The following is a 21,625-nucleotide window of genomic DNA, read 5'->3' on the forward strand; positions in this document are numbered from 1 at the left end:
TTCGAGTGCGCCAGGTCTACAGTCGCACTGCCTCAGCTTCAGTGACTGCGCCTCGGTGCTCGCAGGGATGAGCACGCACCGTGTTTAGTACTGCGCAATCTTCTCGTCCCGATTCGGTTGCTGTCGCTGGTGCGGCTCGCGGTCCGGGTCGGGTCTAGCCACGGCAAACTTTAGCGCGTGCCGCGTAGCCGTTGGCCAGTGAGTACCCGGGAGTAGCGTTCTCGGCTGTGTCGAATGAACGTCAGGACCCGCAGGCGGTGGACAACGAACTCGCGGCCATGCGTGTGGGCTATCCGCAAGCAGGCAGCGAATCGGAGTCCGTCGAGGACCGCATGAGTGCGGAATTGGATACCTCGGTCGTCGAGACCGGTTGGCTGCCCCTCATGCGTCAATGGCTCGTGGACGCCGTCGAAGCGGACGCGCCGGAACCGAATGCCATGACTCTGTCGACGGTCGACGACCGTGGTCACCCGGCCTCGCGCACCGTGCTCTGCAAGGGCCTCAGTGAAGACGGCGTGCTCTTCTTCACCAACTACGGATCCGACAAGGCTCGTCAACTCGACGCCCATCCGTACGCGTCGGCCAACTTCACGTGGCTGACTCTTGCCAGGCAGGTGATCGTTCGCGGCGCCGCCGAGCGGGTGAGTGCTGAACTGACGCAGGAGTATTGGCGAACCAGGCCTCGTGGATCGCAGCTCGGTGCGTGGGCGTCGTCGCAGTCTCGTGCGATCGGCTCGCGTGCCGATCTCGACGAGCAACTGCGTGAGGTCGCGGCCCGATTCGGCGTGGACGGAGAGATTCCGGTGCCACCGAACTGGGGCGGGATTCTGATCCGGCCGGAGTCTGTCGAGTTCTGGCAAGGGCGCGCGAACCGCATGCACAATCGAGTTCGCACGAGCCTGGTCGACGGTCAGTGGTCCGCCGTCCGACTCCAGCCGTGAGCCGGTTACTTGCGGATACGACTCCGCTCGAGAATCGCGACTACCGACGACTGTGGACGGCCGGCATCGTCACCGTTATCGGCGCTCAGCTCAGTGTGGTCGCCGTACCGCAGCAGGTGTATCAGATCACCTTGAGCTCGGCCTATGTCGGTCTGACGGGAATCTTCGGCCTGGTACCGCTGATCGTTTTCGGTCTGTGGGGCGGCGCCCTCGCCGATGTCATGGATCGACGACGACTGTTGATGATCACCTCGATCGGACTCGGCGTCACGTCGGTTCTGTTCTGGATCCAAGCCGCGCTGAACGTGAACAACGTGTGGTTGGTGCTCGGCTTGTTCTCGGTTCAACAGGCGTTCTTTGCCGTCAACCAGCCGACTCGAGCGGCGATCATCCCTCGGCTGATTCCGGGCCGACAGTTGCCTGCCGCGAACTCGCTGAACATGACCGTCGTGCAGTTCGGTGCAATAGCCGGCCCGCTGCTGGCCGGCGTTCTCATTCCGAAGGCAGGTCTGCAGCTGCTCTACCTGGTCGACTCGATCTTTCTGCTCGCCACGTTGTGGGCAGTGTGGAAGCTCCCGGCGATTCCGCCGACCGGTACCTCTCGGCGGGCCGGATTGAGCGAGGTGCTTGGCGGCTTCACGTATCTGGCGACGCAGAAGGTTCTGCTCGCGTCGTTCGTGGTGGACATCATCGCGATGGTGTTCGGGATGTCGCGAGCACTGTTCCCGGAGATCGCACACGAATCCTTCGGTGACCCTGCCAGCGGTGGTTTTGCGCTCGGACTGCTGTTCGCGGCGATGTCGGTGGGAGCCGTTCTGGGCGGAGTCTTCTCGGGTTGGTTGCCGCGGGTGCAGTACCAGGGGCGCGCCGTGATGGTCTGCATCGTGCTGTGGGGGCTGTCCATGGTCGGCTTCGGCGTTGCCGTGTACTTCGCGAGTCCCGGTTCCAGCGTGATTCTGCTCTGGGTCGCGGTGGCGTTCCTGGCGTTCGGCGGCGCCGTCGACATGGTCTCGGCCGCATTCCGCAGCACGATGCTCCAGCAAGTGGCAACCGACGACATGCGCGGAAGATTGCAGGGCGTTTTCATCGTGGTCGTGGCAGGTGGTCCGCGTATCGGTGACGTACTGCACGGCGGCGCGGCCTTCCTGTTCGGAACCGGTGTTGCGGCAGCGGGAGGCGGCTTCCTGGTGATTGTCGGTGTTGTCCTTTCTGCCCTCGCATTCCCGGCGTTCGTTCGCTACAAGGTGGGACGCGCCGTCTGACGTCCTGGTTAACCGGTCGCTCGTGGTGGAAACTGGTACGTATGACTGCGCCGCACAGCACGGGTAGGGGAGGGTTCGAGATCCGTGGTGGCGGCTATCGGGCCGAGATCGCGGCGGCCGGTGCCGGACTGCGGCTTCTCGATCACGAGGGGCCCAACGGTCAGCGCGCGCTGACCGAAACCTGGGCCCTCGGATCGAAGCCGCCGCTCTCTGCCGGATTGGTTCTCGCGCCGTGGCCCAACCGGATTCGGGACGGGCACTTCATGTTCGACGGAATCGAGCATCAACTCGAGATCACCGAACCGGCGCTGGGGAACGCAAGCCACGGGTTTGTCAGGCGTAGGAATTGGAGCCTCGTCGACCACACCTACGAGCGCGTCGAACTGTCGGTCGACGTGGGACTGCACAAGGGTTGGCCGTATCCGTTGCAGCTGACGGTCGCCTACGAGGTCGGTGTTGACGGATTGACCGTCACTCACACGGCCACGAACAAGGGTGCGACCTCGTCGCCGTTCGGGCTCGGAATGCACACCTTCATCCGCGCCGGCGACTTTCCGCTCGACGAATGTGCTCTGCATCTGGCGGCAGGCACGCGACTGCCGATCGATCCGGCGAGGATGCTGCCGAACGCGTATTCGCAGGCAGTCGCCGGTACGGACTACGACTTCCGGACGCCGAGACTGCTCGCCGGGGTTCAGTTGGACACCCCGTACAGCGCGTTGGACGTCGTCGACGGCAGTGGTCGCACTCAGCACGAGCTGCTGGCTCCGGATGGAACGGGCACAGCGCTGTGGACCAACCGCGAGTTCCCGTGGATTCAGGCATTCATCGCAGATCCCGCCAACGACAAGGGATATCCCGACCGTGGACGAGCATTGGCGTTGGAGCCGATGACCTGCCCACCCGATGCATTCAACTCGGGCATCGATCTCCTGGTGCTTCAACCGGGTCAGACGTGGACTGGTAGCTGGGGCATCAAGGCTCTGTGATCCGGCTCTCATACCGTGGGATCGTGTAACGCAGTCTGGGTATCGGCCGATAACAATCGATTTTCGGTACGCCGTGTCAGTGGTTCAGAAGGTCGATCGTTTGTCCACGTCTCGTGCTGCTGTCGAGACTTGCAGATCAATGCGGGTAAGCGCGCGATTCCGTAGACAGGAGTACCGGTCACGCGGGTGGGAAAATCCCGCCTGGAACGTGTTTCAGTTTCGGTGGGTATGTCGGGTTCGTGAGTACCCGAAAAATAGCCGTGGGGCGACCCTCCTTCGGCACGATCTCTCCCGTGCGACTAGTTTCTAGTTGATCGCATGTAGTTACTCGTTGGTTCGAGCTTGAGAGGGATCCTTCGTGCCCGCTGACAATGACACAAAGCCCACGCTTACTTACCCCGGTGGTGAGTACACGATGTCCATTGCCAGGGCAACCGAGGGCAATGACGGCATCGAGCTGGGAAAGCTGCTGGCCACAACGGGGTACACCACCCTTGACCCCGGTTTTGTGAACACTGCATCCACCAGTTCTGCAATCACCTATATCGACGGCGAGAAGGGAATCCTGCGTTACCGCGGATATCCCATCGAGCAGTTGGCAGGTAAGTCGACGTTCATCGAGGTCAGCTACCTGCTGATCTACGGCGAACTGCCGACCGACGCCCAGCTCGAGTCCTTCACGGACCGCATTCGTCGACACACCCTGCTCCACGAGGACCTCAAGCGGTTCTTCGACGGTTTCCCGCGCAACGCTCACCCGATGCCGGTTCTCTCGTCCGCAGTGAACGCACTGTCGGCGTACTACCAGGATTCGCTCGATCCCGAGGATCCGGAGCAGGTGGAACTGTCCACCATCCGTCTTCTCGCGAAGCTGCCGACCATCGCTGCGTACGCGTACAAGAAGTCCGTCGGACAGCCGTTCCTCTACCCGGACAACTCGTTGAACTTGGTCGAGAACTTCATGCGCATGACGTTCGGCTTCCCGGCCGAGCCGTACCAGGGTGATCCCGAGGTCGCCAAGGCACTCGACATGCTGCTGATCCTGCACGCCGACCACGAGCAGAACTGCTCCACGTCGACCGTGCGTATGGTCGGCTCGTCGGACGCCAACCTGTTCACCTCCGTCTCGGCCGGCATCAACGCACTGTGGGGCCCGCTGCACGGTGGCGCGAACCAGGCAGTGCTCGAGATGCTCGACGAGATCAAGGCCAGCGGCAGCACCGCAGCCGAGTTCGTCCGCAAGGTCAAGAACAAGGAAGACGGCGTGAAGCTCATGGGCTTCGGGCACCGCGTCTACCGCAACTACGATCCGCGCGCTGCGCTGGTCCGCGAAACTGCGCACACCATCCTCGCCAAGCTCGGCGGCGACGACGAACTGCTCAACATCGCAATGCAACTCGAAGAAGCCGCCCTCACGGACGACTACTTCATCGAGCGCAAGCTTTACCCGAACGTCGACTTCTACACCGGCCTCATCTACCGCGCGATGGGCTTCCCGCCGCGTATGTTCACGGTGCTGTTCGCCATGGGCCGTCTGCCCGGTTGGATTGCGCACTGGCGTGAAATGCACGAGGATCCGGCTACGAAGATCGGCCGCCCGCGCCAGATCTACACCGGCTACACCGAGCGTGACTACAGAGACATCACGTCCCGCTGACGCGTGACCTAGCGATATCACCACCCGCTAGTCTTCTGTACCCAATATTTCGCCTCAACGAGGAGGACCCATGAGTAGCAAGCCCGTAATCGAGTTCCAGGAAGGCCCCGCGCCGACCGATCTGGTCATCAAGGACCTGGTTGTCGGAGAAGGCGCCGAAGCCGTTCCCGGTGGCACCGTCGACGTTCACTACGTCGGTGTCGAGTTCGAATCCGGCGAAGAGTTCGACTCTTCCTGGAGCCGTGGCGAGTCCATTCAGTTCCCGCTTCGTGGCCTGATCAAGGGCTGGCAGGACGGCATCCCGGGCATGAAGGTCGGCGGACGCCGTCAGCTCACCATTCCGCCGGAGCTGGCATACGGCCCCGCCGGTGCAGGGCACCAGCTTTCCGGCAAGACCTTGGTCTTCGTGATCGATCTGCTGGACGCCAAGTAATTTACTGTGCGCCTTTATTAACCCCCCGCGGTTAATAAAGGCGCACAGCAGGAGGGCCCCGCACCGTCAGGTGCGGGGCTTTCTTGTGTGGTCAGCGTGTTGTCTTTCGCCGGTAGAGCCAGTTCGACCACACGAATCCCACGGCGGCGATGCCCAGGCACCACGCGAGGGCGATGGCCGCGCTGTTCCCGATCGGGGTGCCCATCAAGAGTCCACGCACCGTCTCGATGATGGGAGTCACCGGTTGGTGCCGGGCAAACCCCTGCAGCCAGGACGGCATGGTCTCAGCCGGTACGAAAGCAGTGCTGACGTAGGGCAGGAACATGATGGCGAAGGTGAATCCGCTTGCAGCCTCCGGGTTCTTGGCCAAGAGCCCCAAAGCTGTCGAGAGGTACGACATGGCAAAGACGAAGGCGACGATCACAGCGGCGACGCCGAGCCACCGTAGCGGATCGCTTGTCGGGCGAAATCCCATGATCAGAGCGACGAGAACCACGATCGCCGTCGTCAGAATATTGCGGACGACGCTGGCGAGCACATGCCCGGTCAGGACCGATGACGGTGAGATCGCGAGCGTCCGGAAACGGTCGATGATCCCGTCCTTCATGTCGCCCGAGACGCTGACGGCGGTGGTCGAGGCGCCGAAACCGGCGCACAGAAGGATGATTCCGGGCACGACGTAGTCGATGTACTCGGTACCGGTGTTGATGGCGCCACCGAAGACGTAGACGAACAGCAGCATGAGCATGACCGGCAGCGCCATCGCGGTGATCATCGAATCAGGGCTACGCAGAACGTGTTTGAGATTCCGGCGAAGCATCACCGCGGAATCGACTGCAATGGTGGACGTCATCGAACGCTCGCAATCTCGGGTTGGCCGGATCCGGTGAGCGCGAAGAACACGTCGTCCAGATCCGGGGTGTGAACGGAGAACTTCTCGACGGTGATCGACGGGTCGTCGATAGAGTCGAGGATGGCTTTGATCGACGGAACGGCTCCGTCGGAAGGGATGTGCAGGGTCAATGTCTCGGCATTCGAGTGTGCCTGCGGCAGTGACGCCGCGGCGAGATCGAGTTGGGCCAGGTTCTCGAATTGCAGTGCGACGTGGCCGCCGGGAACAAGTCGCTTGAGTTCGTCCGGTGTTCCCTCGGCGACCAGACGGCCGCCACTGAGCACGCCGACGGTATCGGCCAATTCGTCTGCCTCGTCGAGGTATTGGGTGGTGAGGAAGATCGTGACACCCGACGCCGTGAGACCGCGAACTATCGACCACATTTCGTGGCGGCTTCTCGGGTCCAAGCCGGTGGTGGGTTCGTCGAGGAAGACGACGTCCGGGTTCGCCACCAGGCTCATCGCGATGTCGAGTCGCCTGAGCATGCCGCCCGAGTAGTCGCCCGCTCGTTTGTCGCCGAAGTCCGCCAGGTCGAACTGGTCGAGCAGTTCGTCGGTACGTTTTCGAGAGTTCTTCCGGCCCAAATGATTCAGCTCGCCCAGGAGAGTCAGGTTCTCGGAGCCGGTCAACAGCGTGTCGACGGCAGCATATTGCCCGGTGACGCTGATGCGTCGGCGAACGTTCTGGGGATCGTCGGGGAGTGAGTGGCCCGCCACGGTGACTTCGCCGGCGTCGAAAGGAATGAGGGTGGTGAGAATTCTTACCGCTGTGGTCTTTCCGGCGCCGTTCGCGCCGAGGAGGGCGTACACCGATCCGGCTGGTACCGACAGATCGAGTCCGTCCAGAACCTGTTGATCGCCGTAGCGCTTGCGGAGTCCGCGGACCGAGATTGCGGGGATCGTTCCTGGCATCGAAACCTCCGAGGTAACTGTGTAGGGCATAAACTCGTGTTTATAGCGTACACAGTTCTAGGATGATGGCAAGAGCGAAGAGTGGGAGCTGTATGGATGGCGGCGCGCTACCGAGGACGGTCGAACTGGCCTGGGGACTGGATCAGCCCGGAACGCGGGGTCCCAAGAAGGGGCTCAGTCTCGAGCACATCCTCGACACCGCGATCGAGTTGGCCGACGCCGAAGGTGTCACGGCACTGTCGATGGGCCGGGTGGCCAAAGCGCTCGGGTTCACGACGATGTCGCTCTATCGCTACGTGGCAAGCAAAGACGAACTGATCGAACTGATTTCGGATCGAGTGATCGGGCCGCCGCCGATAATTCCCGACGACGTGACCTGGCGCGTCAAGCTCGAGGCGTGGGCGAACCAGGAGTACGCCACGATGCTGAGTCGGCCCTGGTGGCTCAAGCTGCCCATCACCGCTCCGCCGACCGGACCGAACAACATGGCGTGGCTCGACGCGGGGCTGAGCGCACTCGACGGCGTCGCTCTGAGTGCCGCATCGAAGTTCCAGGTGGTGACCAACGTGTCGTTGTTCGTGATCGGCCGTGCCCGCTTCTCGGCTGACCTGGCTTCGCGGTCGGCGCAGTCGGCTGACGACGACGTGGCTTACGGCGCCCTCATCGCGCGAGTCATCAACCGCGAGGACTTTCCCTACCTCAGTGCTGCAATCGAGGAGGGAGGCTTCGAGGACGGCAGTCCGGAGGGCGAGGCAGCCGGCGATGATGCGTTCGATTTCAGTTTCTCGCTTGGCCTTCTGCTCGACGGAATCGAGAAGTTGGTGCAGCGGTCAGGACACCAGCGCGGTGGCACTGACGTCGTCGATGATCAGGTCGGTGATCAGCCCGCCCCGTAGTGCTCCCTCCAGGGCGGGCAGTTTTGCTGTTCCGGCGACGATGCACACGCGTCTGGCGACCTTCTCGAAAAGGTCGAGCCGCGGTCCACTCGCGCGCTCGTTGAGTTCTATGCCGCGATAGCTCCCGTCGGACCGGAAGAACACGGTTGCGATGTCCCCGACCACTCCGTCGCGTCGAAGTGCTTCTGCTTCATCGGGTTCGAGGTATCCGGCGGTGTAGACGTGACTGGGCACGTTACCACCCGGGACGCCGATGCTGAAGACTGCCAGGTCCATTCGTTTCTGCATGTCCAGCACTCGCTTGATGCTGCGTTCGCGCCACAACTGTTCCCGGGTTTCCGGGTAGTCGAAGAATGCAGGTACCGGAAATCCTTGTGGCAGAGCGCCGTAGGCGTCGGCGATGGTTCTGATGATGTCGCTGGCGTAGGAGATTCCCGTGGTGCGGGTATTGGCAGCACCGTTGAGTTGCACGACGTAGGAGTTGTACGTGCGTTTGGGGGCGAGGTGCTTGCTGACTTCACTGAGAGTGGTTCCCCAGGCGATTCCCATCACCATGTCGCTGTCGAAGAACGAGGCCAACAGGCGTCCCGCGAAAGTGGCTACCTTCTCGAGTCGCTCGAGATCCCCCACCAGTTCCGGCACGGTCACTACGTGTGCGCGTACTCCGTATCGTTCCGAGAACTCGCGTTCGATGCGAGGTGCCTGGCCGTGCGGCGTGCTGATCTTGATCTCGACGAGTCCCGAAGTGCGTGCGTAGGTGATCAGCCTGGAGACGGTGGATCTGGAGACTCCCATGTCGCGCCCGATGGCAGCCATCGTCTGATCTTGGAAGTAGTAGAGGCGAGCGGCCTGAACGGCGTCGGCGATACGCGGGTCTGCCGGGTCGGAGGTTGGAGAGTCGGAAGTGGGAGTTTCCATGGTTTCGTCCTGTCTGCACGTACGTGCAAGAGCACTGAACCGAATCTTATCCGAGTAGGACCAGGCTGAAGCGTTCGATCACGCAAAGTCCCTGAAGTGTGTCTGTTACCCACGTTACGGTGCGTAAATGGGCAACTTGCACATATGTGCACGAGCTATGCGTGAATGTGCAATGGGTCTTACGCTACGAGTGCAGCAGACCAAACTATGACATGCATCACAACGAAGTGAGGGTGGGGATGGAGAAAGCCAAGCGATTGGGGCTTCCAGGCGAGTTGGCAGCCGAGTTTGCAGGAACGATGATCTTGATCTTGTTCGGCGTCGGGGTGGTGGCGCAGGTGGTGTCCGGCGGGAGCGAAGGGGGTCTCGGTGGACACGACAGCATTGCGTGGGCCTGGGGACTCGGCGTGATGTTCGGAATCTATGTCGCAGGCCGGGCGACGGGTGCTCATCTGAACCCCGCGGTCACGTTCGCCTTCGCGATCTTCCGGGACTTCTCCTGGCGCAAGGTGCTGCCTTACACGCTGGCGCAGACTGCGGGCGCATTTGTCGCGGCGTTGATCGTTCGATGGAATTACAACGACATGCTCAACGCCATCGATCCCGGACACACCACGGCCACTCAGACGATCTTCTCGACGATGCCCGGAAACGGAACGCTTCCGGTCAGTCTCGGCTCGGCGCTGATCGATCAGATCATCGGTACAGCCATTCTGCTGTTTCTCATCGTTGCCGTGACGGATTCCCGCGGCACTCCACCGCTTGCGAATCTCGCGCCCTTCGTCGTCGGATTGATCGTCGTGGGAATCGGATTCGCCTGGGCGACCAACGCGGGTTACGCCATCAATCCGGCCCGTGACTTCGGCCCGCGTCTGGCGTCGTACCTCACCGGTTACGGCAGTGCCTGGCGGGATCAGTACGGAAGTTTGTACTTCTGGGTGCCCATCGTCGGACCGCTGATCGGCGCTCCGATCGGGGTGTTCCTCTACGACAAGCTGGTTGGACGATTCCTGCCTGACGAGTCGGTGGAGAAGGCGGCCGAGGAGCCGGCCGCGATACCGGCCTGATGGCGAATCATCATTTCCGACAGTAAATCTTTCGCACTTTCTTCGACACCAAAGGGGTAGCACGATGGCGCAGTTCGTAGCCGCGATAGACCAGGGAACCACCTCCACTCGTTGCATGATCTTCGACCACAGTGGGCACGTGGTTGCCGTCGAGCAGCATGAGCACTCACAGATCTTCCCGCAGGCGGGTTGGGTCGAGCACGATCCGATCGAGATCTGGGACAACGTCCGCAACGTCACGGCGGGCGCCCTCGCCAATGCAGACTTGACCGCGGCCGACATCGCATCCGTCGGAATCACCAATCAGCGTGAGACGGCAGTGGTCTGGGAACGAGCAACCGGAAAGCCCGTGTACAACGCGATCGTCTGGCAGGACACACGCACTGATCGGATCTGCACGGCACTCGCAGGCGAAGACGGCCCCAAGAAGTACACCGAAGTCACCGGACTGCCGTTGGCAACGTACTTCTCGGGCCCCAAGGTCAAGTGGATTCTCGACAACGTCGAGGGCGCTCGCGACAAGGCAGAAGCCGGCGAGTTGTGCTTCGGCACGATGGACACCTGGGTGTTGTGGAACATGACCGGCGGCGTCCAAGGCGGAGTGCACGCCACCGATCCGACCAACGCCTCGCGCACCCTTCTGATGGATCTCGACACTCTCGCTTGGGATTCGGCGATCTGTGCCGACATGGGAATTCCGGAGTCCATGCTTCCCGAGATCCGAAGCTCGTCCGAGGTCTTCGGATTCGTCCGTGAACGTGGCACCCTGTCCGGCGTGCCGATCGCCGGAATCCTCGGTGATCAGCAGGCCGCAACTTTCGGCCAGGCCTGCCTCTCTCCCGGAGAAGCGAAGAACACCTACGGAACCGGCAACTTCGTGCTCCTCAACACCGGCACCGAAAAGGTGATGAGCAAGAACGGATTGCTGACGACGGTCTGTTACAAGATCGGCGAGCAGCCCACTGTCTATGCGCTGGAAGGATCGATCGCCGTGACGGGTTCGCTGGTGCAGTGGCTTCGGGACAACCTCGGCATGATCGACAATGCGGCAGACATCGAGGTGAACGCTCGCTCTGTGGAGGACAACGGTGGCGCGTACTTCGTGCCCGCGTTCTCGGGTCTGTTTGCACCGCATTGGCGCGCGGATGCACGCGGCGCGATCGTCGGTCTGACCCGGTTCGTGAACAAGGGGCACCTTGCTCGGGCGGTGCTCGAAGCGACTGCGTACCAGAGCCGTGAGGTGATCGAGGCGATGAACCTCGACTCGGGTGTCGACTTGAAGGTGCTCAAGGTCGACGGCGGAATGGTCGCGAACGAACTCCTCATGCAATTCCAGGCCGATCTGCTCGACGTCGAGGTGATCCGCCCGGTCGTGGCAGAGACCACGGCTTTGGGCGCCGCATACGCCGCTGGTCTCGCGGTCGGGTACTGGGAGAGCGAGGACGACATTCGTAGCAACTGGGCGAAGGACAAGAGTTGGACGCCATCGATGGATTCGGCGGAGCGGGACCGGCTGTACGCAGGCTGGCAGAAGGCCGTCACTCGGACACTCGACTGGGTCGACGCAGACTGATCGCGGCGCCCGCATTTCTACCTATTTTCAAGTGAAGGAACAGTTTTCATGAGCACAGCACAAGCATTGAGTCCGTCCTCGCGGGCGGAGTCGCTGAAGAAGTTGGAAGAAACCGAACTCGACGTCCTGGTCATCGGCGGTGGCGTGGTCGGTGCGGGTAGCGCGCTGGACGCCGCAACTCGTGGTCTGAAGGTGGGCTTGGTGGAGGCACGCGACTTCGCGTCCGGAACCTCGAGCCGGTCCAGCAAGTTGTTCCACGGCGGACTGCGTTACCTCGAGCAGTTCAATTTTGCGCTCGTGTTCGAGGCACTGCGTGAGCGGTCGCTGGTTCTGAACTCGCTGTGCCCGCATCTCGCGAAGCCGGTGCCGTTCATCTACCCGCTCGAGAAGCTGATCGACCGGCCGTACGTCGGTCTGGGCATCGGCGTCTACGACGTGATGGGCGCAGGCCGCGGGGTTCCTTCGCACCACAAGCATGTGGGCAAGAAGAAGACTCTCGAATCGTTCCCTTCCGGAAAGCGTTCTGCTATCCGGGGTTCGGTCAAGTTCTACGAGGGTCAGGTAGATGATGCCCGCCACACGATGATGCTGGCGCGCACGGCGGCCGAGTACGGCGCTCTGTGCGTCAACAGCACTCGCGTCGTCGGTTTTCTCCGTGAGGAGGACCGCGTGGTCGGTGTGAAGGCGGTGGATCTGGAAACGGGTCGCGCCTTCGAGATCCGTGCTCGCCAGGTCATCAACGCGGCCGGCGTGTGGACCGACGAGATTCAGGAAATGGTCGGTGGGCGAGGACAATTCCAGGTTCGTGCCTCCAAGGGCGTGCATCTGGTTGTCCCGCGCAACCGGATCAACTCCTCGACCGGGATCATCACGCGGACCGAGAAGAGCCTGCTGTTCGTGATCCCGTGGGGAAGCCACTGGATCATCGGTACGACGGACACCGATTGGAACCTCGACCTCGCGCATCCGGCAGCCAGCCGAAGCGATATCGACTACATCCTCGGACATGTCAACAAGCTCCTTCAGGACGAGTTGACGCACGAAGACGTCGTCGGTGTGTACGCGGGGTTGCGTCCGTTGCTGTTCGGCGAATCGGACTCGACCAGCACTCTCTCGCGTGAGCACGCGGTGTCGAGTCCGGTCCGAGGTTTGACGGTGGTCGCCGGTGGCAAGTACACGACCTACCGCGTGATGGCCAAGGACGCAGTCGATTCCGCGGTGCACGGACTCGAACAGAAGGTGCCGAAGTCCTGCACCGAGCGTATCCAACTGGTGGGTGCCGACGGCTACTTCGCCGCGCACAACAATCGGCACCTCACCGCTGAGCGCACGGGACTGCACGTTTCGACCATCGAGCACCTACTGGGTCGGTACGGCACTCTGGCCGACGAGTTGTTCGAACTCGTCGAGGCGCGGCCGGAACTGGGGCAACCGTTGGACTCCGCTCCCGAGTACCTGAAGGCAGAGATCCATTACGCTGCGAGCCACGAGGGTGCGCAGCATCTCGACGACATCCTGACCCGTCGTACTCGCATCTCCATCGAGGTTACCGATCGCGGCGATGCGGCAGCTGCCGAAGTGGCGGAACTGGTTGCACCGGTGCTCGGTTGGACTCCCGAGCACATTGCCGAGGAGATCGAGCACTACCGGTTGCGCGTTGCAGCCGAGCGGGAATCTCAGGAGCAGCCCGATGACCTGACGGCTGATGCGGCGCGCCTCGGTGCACCGGACGTTCGCACCGGAGTTACTGTCGGACAGGTTTGAGCCTGAAGCACCAATGATCGGCCGGGGCACTGTGTCCCGGCCGATCGACCGAACTGCACCGGTGTCAATCGAACTCGTCCGACGAGCATTCGGGGAGGTCGACCGTCACCACCGCGCCCCCTTTCGGATGGTTCGCGAAGTCGATACGAGCGCCGATGACCGCCGCTTGCCCCACTACGATCGTCAAGCCGAGGCCCAGGCCCGAGTTCGGGCCGCGTTCGACGCAATCGGTCTGAAATCTCTTCGGCCCCTGGCGAAGCCACTCTTCAGTGAACCCACTGCCTCGATCCCGCACGGTGATGCGGGAGTGGTCGACGTCGACAATGATCGGCGACTTTCCGTGATTGCGAGCATTCAAGATCAGGTTGGCGATGATCCGTTCGAGTCTGCGTGCATCGGTGTACGACGCGGGGGCGCCGTGAGCACTCACTACACACTCGACCCCGGTGGTGGAAATCGCGTGACGCACCACCGGTGCCAGTTCCACCGATTGGATGTCTGCCTGCTCGGAGGTGGTGTCGAGGCGGGCCACTTCGATGACGTCCTCGGCGAGTCTCCTGAGTTTATGTACGCCGTCGCGCACCAATTCGGTTGGCCTGCCGGGCGGTAGAAGCTCCGCGGCGCCGACCAGTCCGGAGATGGGCGTCCGGAGATCGTGCGCGATGTTGGCTGTCACACGCTTTTCGGCGTCGAGCTGACCCCGTAGCGCATCGGACATCGCGTCGACTGCATCCGCCAGTTCGGTGATCTCGTCGTCGAAGAGTGACCAGGTGACCGAGCGGACGCGGATGTCCGCTCCGGTAGACACTTTGCGTGCCGCACGGGCGGCCGAGCGCAAACGATACGACATCGCGAGCCCAAGCAGCACACCCAGGACGGCACCCGCTGCGATCACAGCGACGGTGGCATTGCGCAGTGTCCGATCGACGCTGGCGATCGATTCCCGCTGCGCGGTGTACGGGACGCGAATCGCCACCACTTGAGTGTTCACGTCGGCAGCTGCCCAGACGAATGGTTGGTCGTCACTGTCGACGAGGTAGGTGGCGCGTTTGCCGCCGGCGACGGCCTCGCGTAACTCTTCCGGAACGTCCAGGCCATCCGTGGTGGCGCGGAACAATGCACGCATGCTGCCTGTTTCGTCCTGCAACACCAGTTGGAGATTGCGATCAGCTGCAGCCCGCGCTGCATCCTCCTGGTTGTGTGAAAAGGTTTGATGCATCACGGTACTGAGCGTGATCGAGGCGACGGCAATCACGAACGTGATGGCCGCCGCGATCTTCCACTGAAACGACAACCGCCTCCCGGTGGACGGGAGCTTGGCGGCGAGATCCCGCGATCTCACCGATGGTTGTCCATCGTGTAGCCGAACCCCCGGACGGTTCGGATCTGTTCGGAGCCGATCTTCGTGCGCAATCGCTGAACGTGAACGTCGACGATGCGCGTATCGCCGCCCCAGTCGTAATCCCAGACGTCCGAGAGCAGTTCGGAGCGAGACCAGACTTTCCGCGGCACACTCACCATGACCAGGAGCAGCTTCATTTCAGTGGGGGTGAGTGCCACTTCGGCGCCCGAACGCGTGACGGTCACCAACTCGCGATCGATCTCCAGATCGCCGAGAGTCACGATGTCTTTCTCCGTACCGGAATGGGATTCGACCCGCCGGAGCACACTTCGGATACGGGCCACCAGGACACCGCTGTCGAAGGGCTTGGTGACGTAGTCGTCGGCACCGGCTTCCAATCCGAGAACTATGTCGACCGGGTCGTCGCGCGCGGACAGCATGATGACCGGCACCGACAGTTCCTCACGAATGCGTCGGCACAGGCTGATTCCGTTCAGGTCGGGAAGCATCACGTCGAGGACGGCGATATCCGGCTTGGCGTCGACCGCCAAATCCATTCCGGTCAACCCACCTGGTGCGGTGATCACCCGAAACCCGTTGCGTTCGAGATTCAATTGCGTTGCTTCGCGGATGACAGCGTCGTCTTCGACCAGCAAAATCAACGGATCGGTCATCGGCCTTCGCTTTCATGGGAACGGAACACTCTCAAACCCTTCACCGGTCCACTTGTATGCAGTCGACGATTGACAGAATTCCGGAATGCCGGGGTCCTTGCACAGGTCGACCATGACCGACAATCCTCCGGTTGAGCCGACGACGTAGCGTCCTGGGTCTTGCACTCCGAAGACTTTGTGAGCGCCCGATTCGTCGATCTGGTAGACGAATCCGGCGACCATGAAGCTGACCGGTGGGGCCGGTCGTCCCCAGATGCCGACAGACTCGCAGGTGAAGACATTGACGACGGCATCTTGCCAAACGGCGTCCGTCACGTGGGAGTAGCGGATTTCGAAGGGGAAGTTCGCATCACCGCACAACCGGAGACTGTCCTTGACCGCATCGGACACTTCCGGGTCTGCTCTGAGGAGGGCAACAGGATCGATGCTCAAGCCCTGTGAGAGATCCGAGGGGTCGAGTGATGCTGCGATATTCGGAGTGGGTTCTGATTCAGGCTCGGTGGAACAGGAGGCGAGAGCAAACGCGACCGGCAGGCAGAGCACGGCGAGCAGCGCGCGACGACGGCGATCAATCACGGATGAACTCCGTTCCATCCCAGTGGAACTCGGTCCGAAGCGGTGGACGGGGGCAACATTCGAACTCCGGTGGCCGCGGATCCGTCTCCAGGACAGACAAACTCGCGGCGCGTTGACCGCTGACGATGAACTTTCCTCGCTCTTCGACGGAGAACAGGCGCTCACCTAGTTCGGGATTGTCTTCACTCGAACCGGCCTTGCCGCTGCGGTAGACGTAGCCGGCGAGGTTGACCGAAATCGATACTCCGGTCCCGGGTTGGTGGGCCGGTTGGCACGGATACACGTTCATGACGATCAGTTCGGTCTCCGGCACGATACGAGGTGCGCCTGGATCGAGAAGGATGGATCCGACCGAGATCGGATACCAGTCCGGGCACGATCGGAGTTCGGTCTTCACACCCTCCGACACCCCGGGGTCGTCGAGAAGCGCCCGCCCCAACCTCGAATTCTCGGCAACCCGTCTGGCCAGGTCGGCGGGCTGTGTGACGGACAATCCGGTGGAAGCGACATCGCCTTCGATCACAACACCCTGGGTGGACCCGCATCCGGTGATCACGGACGCTCCGAGGGCCGCTGTCGCGAGTGCCGTACCGAACAGCCTGCGAGTGCGGCCTGTTCGGCCCTCGCAGATCTCATTCCGATACAACGCTTTCCCCTCCCCGGCCGGTGCGAACTGTCTCATCGGCATATGTACTTCATACGATCACAGGTGATCCCGATATCGGGGTTTCGCCACCCACCGTTACGTAATCGTACAAATGTCAGGACCGTCGAGAGTTGGTACGTGACCGACGGAATTCTGTTACGAAACCGATGGAATCGGGCTCCTAGAGTGAGTCACGTCGGTGTTCACCGCTTGGGCGGAACGAGCTGATCCGCGTATCGAGGAGTGTGAGAGCAAATGCCTGAAGTATTGCTGACCAACAAGACTCGGCGTCTGCGAGTGCTGCTCGCCGTACTGACGATCGGAGTGGTGTGCGCGATGGCCGGGTGTTCGAGCGACGACACCAGCGCGCCAGGACTCGAATCGACGACTACGTCGGTGGTCGCGGCGTCGACGACCGCACCGCCGCTGACCCCAGCGACCGCGTCGGAGACAGTCGAAAGCTCGAGCTCGGCGGGCGGCGGTGTGGACACATCCACTCCCGGAGCCCCGGCGCGCGGAGCAGCGCCGGCCTGGACCCCGGTCTCGACCAGCGCGGTTGCCCCTGCGGCCCCTGGTCCGCCTACCGAGTCGACCAGGTGCACCGATCAGATCAACTATGCGGGTGATCCTCGTTCGAATGCGGAGATCAACAGCATCGGAGAGCGGATGGGTTCGTGTCCGGCGCCGCTCCCATCCGATGCCGTCGAACCCTCAGAGAAGTGCACCGACCAGATCAACTACGGCGCTGACCCTCGTTCCAACGCTGAGATCAACATCATCGGGGAACAAACCGGGATCTGCCCCGAGCCGATACGCCCCTGACGAGTTCAAAACCTGAGCAGTAGTGCGGAATTCGACCAAGGGCCGAACCAGGGGGAGATCGCAATGACAAGCAGGGCAGGTGGACGTTCGATCGACTGTGTTGCCGACGATGCGTGCCGAGGGGATCGTGACGCGATTGCAGAACTCATCCAACGCATCGTGCCTCTGGTGACGCGGCGCTGTCGTGCCGAACTGCGACCGCTCGACGCTGACCGTATTGCCGTCGGTATCTGCAGATCCGTCCTGTCCGACATCCGGCGACGAAGACGCGCCGGAGAAGCGTTCCTCGCGCACCTGTACGACGCGATAAGTCGCGAAATCGATTCGCTACCAGCATCGAGTCGACTCACTCTGCCTTTCGGTGATCTGTCGGCCGTCGAACGCAATGTTTTGGTAGCTCGCATCGTCGTCGGTTTCGACGTGCGCGAGACGGCGCTGTCACTGAGAACAACAACGAGCGCCGTCGAACTCGTCCAACACCGCGCGCTGTCCAAGATCAGACGCGGCAGCCTGAGCGGCGCCTAATCAACGCTCGAAAGTCAACAGCTGCAACCCTTCGCAACTCCCGGCAACCGTACGCAACTCTTTCTCTTCGTCCGTGACCTACACGACACTGCATGGCACGAGTGATCGAGAACGAGGAGTGTGACGGTGGTTCAACGGACGGCGCAGAAGCCGACAACGCCAGGATCGAAAAAGACCGGGGCCAAGCCTCATTCAGGACTGGGCCGGGAAGCATTGCTGAAGGCGTACGAGAAGATGTCACGTATCCGTGCCTTCGAGGATCGCTTGCACGAAGAGAATGCAACCGGCGACATCCCCGGCTTCATTCACCTCTACTCGGGCCAGGAAGCCATCGCCGTCGGAGTGTGCGAGAACCTCAGCGACGCCGACTACATCGGATACACACCGCGGTCACGGGCACTGCATTGCCAAGGGCTGTGACCTCAACGGAATGATGGCGGAGATCTTCGGCAAGGACGACGGCCTGTGTCGCGGCAAGGGTGGTTCGATGCACATCGCCGACCTGTCCGTGGGAATGCTCGGCGCCAACGCGATTGTCGGCGGCGCACCGTCGTTGGCGATCGGTGCAGCACTGAGTGGTAAGACCCTCGGAAACGGAGTCATCGCAGCCTCGTTCACAGGTGACGGTGGATCCAACCAGGGAACCGTCTTCGAGGCGATGAACATGGCTGTGGTGCTGGATCTTCCGATCGTCTTCGTGATCGAGAACAACGGATTCGGGGAAGCCACCGGAACCGACTACGCCGTCGGTGCACCCGACATCGCCGCGCGCGCCGCATCCTTCGGCATGCCTGCCGTCAAGGTGGACGGCACCGACTTCTTCGCGGTCTACGACGCAATGGCAGAAGCATCCGAGCGTGCCAGGACCGGCGGTGGCCCCACCACGATCGAGGCGGCGGCATTCCGTTGGCACGGCCACTTCGAGGGCGACGCGCAGCTGTACCGCACGGCGGAACAGGTTGCGCAACTGCGGGAAACCAAAGATCCGCTCAAGAACTTCCGTAGCAGTGTCGACGCGAAGAAGGTCAGCTTCGCTGATCTGGACGCGGTGGACGAGCAGTCGCGAGTGTTGGTGGACGAGGCGGTAGCGAAGGCGCGCGCCGCGGCGTATCCACCCGTCGAGAATCTGCTGACCGATGTCTACGTGTCGTACTGAGGAGCCCGAGATGACAAGCGTGGAAACCAAGAACGTGTCGAAGAAGACTTACCGCGAGGCCGTCAAAGAGGCCATCGCCCAAGAGATGCAACGAGATCCGAGCGTCGTCCTCATCGGCGAGGACGTACGCGGCGGGCATGCCGGTACCAATCCCGATCTGGAGACGAAGAAGATCGAGGCGTTCGGCGGTGTCCTCGGGGTCACCAAGGGCCTGTGGACGGAGTTCGGATCGGAGCGTGTGATCGACACCCCGATCACCGAATCCGCGATCATCGGAATGGCTGCCGGAGCCGCACTGACCGGACTTCGGCCGGTCGCCGAGTTGATGTTCATGGACTTCTTCGGAGTTTCCTACGACGCGCTCTACAACCAGGCTGCCAAGTTCCGCTACATGTTCGGTGGCAAGGCCAGAACTCCGCTGGTGGTGCGAGGCATGATCGGCGCAGGATTCTCCGCCGCTGCACAGCATTCTCAGTCCCCGTACAACGTGTTCGCGGCGGTGCCTGGTCTGAAGGTGGTCGCTCCGTCCAACGCGTACGACGCCAAAGGGCTTCTCATCCAAGCTATCCGGGACGACGACCCCGTCGTCTTCTGTGAGCACAAGGTTCTCTACGACCTCAAGGGCGAAGTGCCGGACGAGCCCTACGCGATTCCGTTCGGCGTCGCCAACTACACCAGGCAGGGCGACGACGTCACGATCATTGCTTTGTCCGCGATGGTGAACCGCGCCAACGACGTAGCGGACAAGCTGGCAGCAGAGGGTATTTCGGTGGAGGTCGTCGATCCTCGTACCGTCTCCCCATTGGACGAGGATGGCATTCTCGAATCCGTCGCGTCGACCGGAAGGGTCGTGATCGTCGACGAATCCGCCGCCCGCTGCGGCTTCGGGCACGACGTGGCCGCGTTGATCGCCACCAAGGGTTTCAACTACCTGAAAGCGCCGATCGAACTGATCACGCCGCCGCACACGCCGGTTCCGTTCTCACCGACCCTCGAAACTGCCTGGCTGCCTGACGCGGCGCGGATCGAAGAGTCGGTTCGCAAGCTGGTGAGAGCCTGATCATGGCGGATATCAAAGCTATCGACATCCCCAAGTGGGGGCTCTCCATGGAGGAGGGGTTGGTCAACGCCTGGCTCATCGGGGAAGGCGAGTCGTTCACCAAGGGCCAATTGATCTGTGAGATCGAGACCAGCAAGATCACCAACGAGCTGGAGGCGCCGTTCGACGGTGTTCTCCGCAAGATCGTCGGCACACCGGGGCAGACTCTGCCCGTCGGTGCCGTGATCGGTGTGTCCGCCGACGCGTCCACGACGGATGAGGAGATCGAGCAGTTCCTCGCCGCCCGCGGCGCAACCGCGCCGCCGGAAGAGCCGTCACCGTCACCAGCTGCCGCGCCGGCGGCTCCCGCGACACCCCTGCCGACGCCGGCTGCGAAGGTGGTTGTTGCGCCGAAACCTGCACCAACCGGCTCCACCGTCGTACCGAGCGTTCTGCAGGGCACGACTCAGAGTGACGTGTTTGCCAGTCCTCGCGCACTCCGACGTGCCGAAGCACTCGGAATCGATCTCGCCGCCGTGGTGGGTACGGGCCCACTCGGACGGATCAGTGTCCGAGACATCGACGACGCGATTCGTGACGCCGGTGGCACTGTTGCGCCGGTAGTGCCGGCCACGAGATCCGGACTTCCGCTGCGATCGACTGTCGATGACAGCGCCGTACCGGCCACCCCGGTCGCACGCAGAACTGCGCACTCGCTGGGCGTCAATTTGCACGACTGTCGTCCGACGGGCTCGAGGGGGCGCGTCTGCGTCGCCGACGTGCACGACGCCGCCCGTTCCGCGCAGCTCCTACCTGATGCGGCAGCCGAGACGGGAATCGTTGCCGTTGAACCCGATTACGACACAGTTCCTTTCACACCCATGCGATCGGCAATCGCCGGTAGGTTGCAGGCGTCCAAGCAGCAGGCTCCCCATTTCCGGCTCTCGGCGGATCTCGAGCTCGATGCGCTCCTCGCTCTGCGCAAGGAGATCAATTCGACCGTCCCGGCGGTCAAGTTGTCGGTCAACGACTTCATCGTGAAAGCCTGCGCCGCCGCGCTGATGAAGGTGCCGGACGTGAACGTCCAGTTCGATGCCGCGAACGAATCGGTTCTTCGATTCGCGTCGGCGGATGTCTCGGTGGCAGTGGCACTTCCGACCGGTTTGATCACGCCCATCGTGCGCAGTGCGAACACCAAGTCGTTGGCGGACATCTCCGGTGAGGTGCTCGCGTTGGCCACCAAGGCGAAGACCGGCAAACTCCGTCCCGAAGAATTCCAGGGTGGAACCTTCACGGTGTCCAACCTCGGTATGTTCGGGATCAAGGCCTTCGACGCGATCATCAATCCGCCCCAGGGTGCGATTCTCGCCGTTGGTGCGGGGGAGAAGCGGGCCGTGGTGGTCGGCGACACCGTTTCGGTCCGGACGGTGATGACCGTGACCCTCTCGTGCGATCACAGGGTGATCGACGGAGCGTTGGGTGCGACGTTCCTTCGGGAACTCCAGCGCTTTGTCGCTTCTCCTGCCCTGATGTTGGTGTAAG

Annotated in this window: 20 protein-coding genes and 1 pseudogene; 14 read left to right on the forward strand and 7 right to left on the reverse strand. The window is 62.2% G+C overall.

The window, feature by feature from the left end:
• Nucleotides 1–227 precede the first annotated feature (227 nt).
• The 5 genes from pdxH (at nucleotide 228) to ACFQ6Y_RS10200 (ending at nucleotide 5,282) form a co-directional block, all read left to right on the forward strand.
• The gene (gene pdxH / locus ACFQ6Y_RS10180) at nucleotides 228–941 is read left to right on the forward strand and encodes a pyridoxamine 5'-phosphate oxidase (protein ID WP_378631646.1); all 714 of its coding nucleotides are present in this window, start codon (nucleotides 228–230) and stop codon (nucleotides 939–941) included.
• On the forward strand, nucleotides 938–2,203 hold the full coding sequence (locus ACFQ6Y_RS10185) for an MFS transporter (RefSeq protein WP_378532300.1): 1,266 nt from the start codon (nucleotides 938–940) through the stop codon (nucleotides 2,201–2,203). The genes pdxH and ACFQ6Y_RS10185 overlap by 4 nt, the downstream gene beginning before the upstream one ends.
• A gap of 41 nt (nucleotides 2,204–2,244) precedes the next feature.
• On the forward strand, nucleotides 2,245–3,192 hold the full coding sequence (locus tag ACFQ6Y_RS10190; RefSeq protein WP_378532302.1) for an aldose 1-epimerase family protein: 948 nt from the start codon (nucleotides 2,245–2,247) through the stop codon (nucleotides 3,190–3,192).
• Between the two features lie 358 nt (nucleotides 3,193–3,550).
• Entirely contained in the window at nucleotides 3,551–4,849 is a 1,299-nt protein-coding gene (locus tag ACFQ6Y_RS10195; protein ID WP_003940509.1) for a citrate synthase, read from the forward strand.
• A gap of 70 nt (nucleotides 4,850–4,919) precedes the next feature.
• Nucleotides 4,920–5,282, forward strand: a complete 363-nt coding sequence (locus ACFQ6Y_RS10200) for an FKBP-type peptidyl-prolyl cis-trans isomerase (protein WP_003940440.1) — start codon at nucleotides 4,920–4,922, stop codon at nucleotides 5,280–5,282.
• 91 nt (nucleotides 5,283–5,373) lie between these two features.
• On the opposite strand, the gene ACFQ6Y_RS10205 is transcribed toward ACFQ6Y_RS10200, so the two are convergent.
• Together ACFQ6Y_RS10205 and ACFQ6Y_RS10210 are read right to left on the reverse strand one after the other, a co-directional pair.
• Nucleotides 5,374–6,135: an ABC transporter permease gene (locus ACFQ6Y_RS10205; RefSeq protein WP_378631649.1), complete on the reverse strand. Its 762-nt coding sequence runs from the start codon at nucleotides 6,133–6,135 to the stop codon at nucleotides 5,374–5,376.
• Nucleotides 6,132–7,085 (reverse strand): ATP-binding cassette domain-containing protein, encoded by a 954-nt coding sequence (locus ACFQ6Y_RS10210; protein WP_378631651.1) that lies wholly within the window; start codon nucleotides 7,083–7,085, stop codon nucleotides 6,132–6,134. Before ACFQ6Y_RS10210 ends, ACFQ6Y_RS10205 begins: the two co-directional genes overlap by 4 nt.
• 92 nt (nucleotides 7,086–7,177) lie before the next feature.
• Between ACFQ6Y_RS10210 and ACFQ6Y_RS10215 the strand changes: the two genes are divergently transcribed.
• Nucleotides 7,178–7,981, forward strand: coding sequence for a TetR/AcrR family transcriptional regulator (locus ACFQ6Y_RS10215; protein ID WP_378632838.1), 804 nt, complete (start codon nucleotides 7,178–7,180; stop codon nucleotides 7,979–7,981).
• Here ACFQ6Y_RS10215 and ACFQ6Y_RS10220 read toward each other — a convergent pair.
• Nucleotides 7,916–8,899: a sugar-binding domain-containing protein gene (locus ACFQ6Y_RS10220; protein WP_317828753.1), complete on the reverse strand. Its 984-nt coding sequence runs from the start codon at nucleotides 8,897–8,899 to the stop codon at nucleotides 7,916–7,918. The two genes, ACFQ6Y_RS10215 and ACFQ6Y_RS10220, sit on opposite strands and share 66 nt — an antisense overlap.
• 239 nt (nucleotides 8,900–9,138) lie before the next feature.
• On the opposite strand from ACFQ6Y_RS10220, the gene ACFQ6Y_RS10225 reads away from it, so the two are divergent.
• From ACFQ6Y_RS10225 to ACFQ6Y_RS10235, 3 genes are all read left to right on the forward strand, one after another.
• Nucleotides 9,139–9,966, forward strand: coding sequence for an MIP/aquaporin family protein (locus tag ACFQ6Y_RS10225; protein WP_378632843.1), 828 nt, complete (start codon nucleotides 9,139–9,141; stop codon nucleotides 9,964–9,966).
• Nucleotides 9,967–10,030: 64 nt separating this feature from the next.
• Nucleotides 10,031–11,539: a glycerol kinase GlpK gene (gene glpK / locus ACFQ6Y_RS10230; RefSeq protein WP_230814506.1), complete on the forward strand. Its 1,509-nt coding sequence runs from the start codon at nucleotides 10,031–10,033 to the stop codon at nucleotides 11,537–11,539.
• Nucleotides 11,540–11,587: 48 nt separating this feature from the next.
• Entirely contained in the window at nucleotides 11,588–13,303 is a 1,716-nt protein-coding gene (locus ACFQ6Y_RS10235) for a glycerol-3-phosphate dehydrogenase/oxidase (protein ID WP_347874482.1), read from the forward strand.
• 64 nt (nucleotides 13,304–13,367) lie between these two features.
• Here the strand turns inward: ACFQ6Y_RS10235 and ACFQ6Y_RS10240 are convergent, their stop codons facing one another.
• The 4 genes from ACFQ6Y_RS10240 to ACFQ6Y_RS10255 are packed head-to-tail and all read right to left on the reverse strand — an operon-like array spanning nucleotide 13,368 to nucleotide 16,577.
• Complete coding sequence (locus tag ACFQ6Y_RS10240; RefSeq protein WP_378631654.1) at nucleotides 13,368–14,645, reverse strand: sensor histidine kinase; 1,278 nt, start codon at nucleotides 14,643–14,645, stop codon at nucleotides 13,368–13,370.
• Nucleotides 14,642–15,319: a response regulator gene (locus ACFQ6Y_RS10245; protein ID WP_378631657.1), complete on the reverse strand. Its 678-nt coding sequence runs from the start codon at nucleotides 15,317–15,319 to the stop codon at nucleotides 14,642–14,644. The genes ACFQ6Y_RS10240 and ACFQ6Y_RS10245 overlap by 4 nt, the downstream gene beginning before the upstream one ends.
• 12 nt (nucleotides 15,320–15,331) lie before the next feature.
• On the reverse strand, nucleotides 15,332–15,895 hold the full coding sequence (locus ACFQ6Y_RS10250) for a hypothetical protein (protein WP_378532315.1): 564 nt from the start codon (nucleotides 15,893–15,895) through the stop codon (nucleotides 15,332–15,334).
• Nucleotides 15,888–16,577: a hypothetical protein gene (locus tag ACFQ6Y_RS10255; RefSeq protein ID WP_378631660.1), complete on the reverse strand. Its 690-nt coding sequence runs from the start codon at nucleotides 16,575–16,577 to the stop codon at nucleotides 15,888–15,890. The genes ACFQ6Y_RS10250 and ACFQ6Y_RS10255 overlap by 8 nt, the downstream gene beginning before the upstream one ends.
• 219 nt (nucleotides 16,578–16,796) lie before the next feature.
• Here ACFQ6Y_RS10255 and ACFQ6Y_RS10260 point away from each other — a divergent pair, with 219 nt between their 5' ends.
• The 5 genes and pseudogenes from ACFQ6Y_RS10260 to ACFQ6Y_RS10280 all read left to right on the forward strand — a co-directional run bounded on the left by ACFQ6Y_RS10260 (nucleotide 16,797) and on the right by ACFQ6Y_RS10280 (nucleotide 21,624).
• On the forward strand, nucleotides 16,797–17,363 hold the full coding sequence (locus ACFQ6Y_RS10260) for a hypothetical protein (RefSeq protein ID WP_378631663.1): 567 nt from the start codon (nucleotides 16,797–16,799) through the stop codon (nucleotides 17,361–17,363).
• 63 nt (nucleotides 17,364–17,426) lie between these two features.
• Nucleotides 17,427–17,888: an RNA polymerase subunit sigma gene (locus ACFQ6Y_RS10265; RefSeq protein WP_378631665.1), complete on the forward strand. Its 462-nt coding sequence runs from the start codon at nucleotides 17,427–17,429 to the stop codon at nucleotides 17,886–17,888.
• Nucleotides 17,889–18,122: 234 nt separating this feature from the next.
• Nucleotides 18,123–19,044: pseudogene (locus ACFQ6Y_RS10270) on the forward strand (thiamine pyrophosphate-dependent dehydrogenase E1 component subunit alpha).
• A gap of 10 nt (nucleotides 19,045–19,054) precedes the next feature.
• The gene (locus tag ACFQ6Y_RS10275) at nucleotides 19,055–20,104 is read left to right on the forward strand and encodes an alpha-ketoacid dehydrogenase subunit beta (RefSeq protein ID WP_378543239.1); all 1,050 of its coding nucleotides are present in this window, start codon (nucleotides 19,055–19,057) and stop codon (nucleotides 20,102–20,104) included.
• Nucleotides 20,105–20,106: 2 nt separating this feature from the next.
• Nucleotides 20,107–21,624 carry a 2-oxo acid dehydrogenase subunit E2 gene (locus ACFQ6Y_RS10280; RefSeq protein WP_378631668.1) on the forward strand — a complete coding sequence of 506 codons (1,518 nt, stop codon included), beginning with the start codon at nucleotides 20,107–20,109 and terminating at the stop codon, nucleotides 21,622–21,624.
• Nucleotide 21,625 lies beyond the last annotated feature (1 nt).

The sequence above is a fragment of the Rhodococcus sp. NPDC056516 genome, from assembly GCF_042794655.1.
In the GTDB taxonomy this organism is placed as follows: Bacteria; Actinomycetota; Actinomycetes; order Mycobacteriales; family Mycobacteriaceae; genus Rhodococcus_F.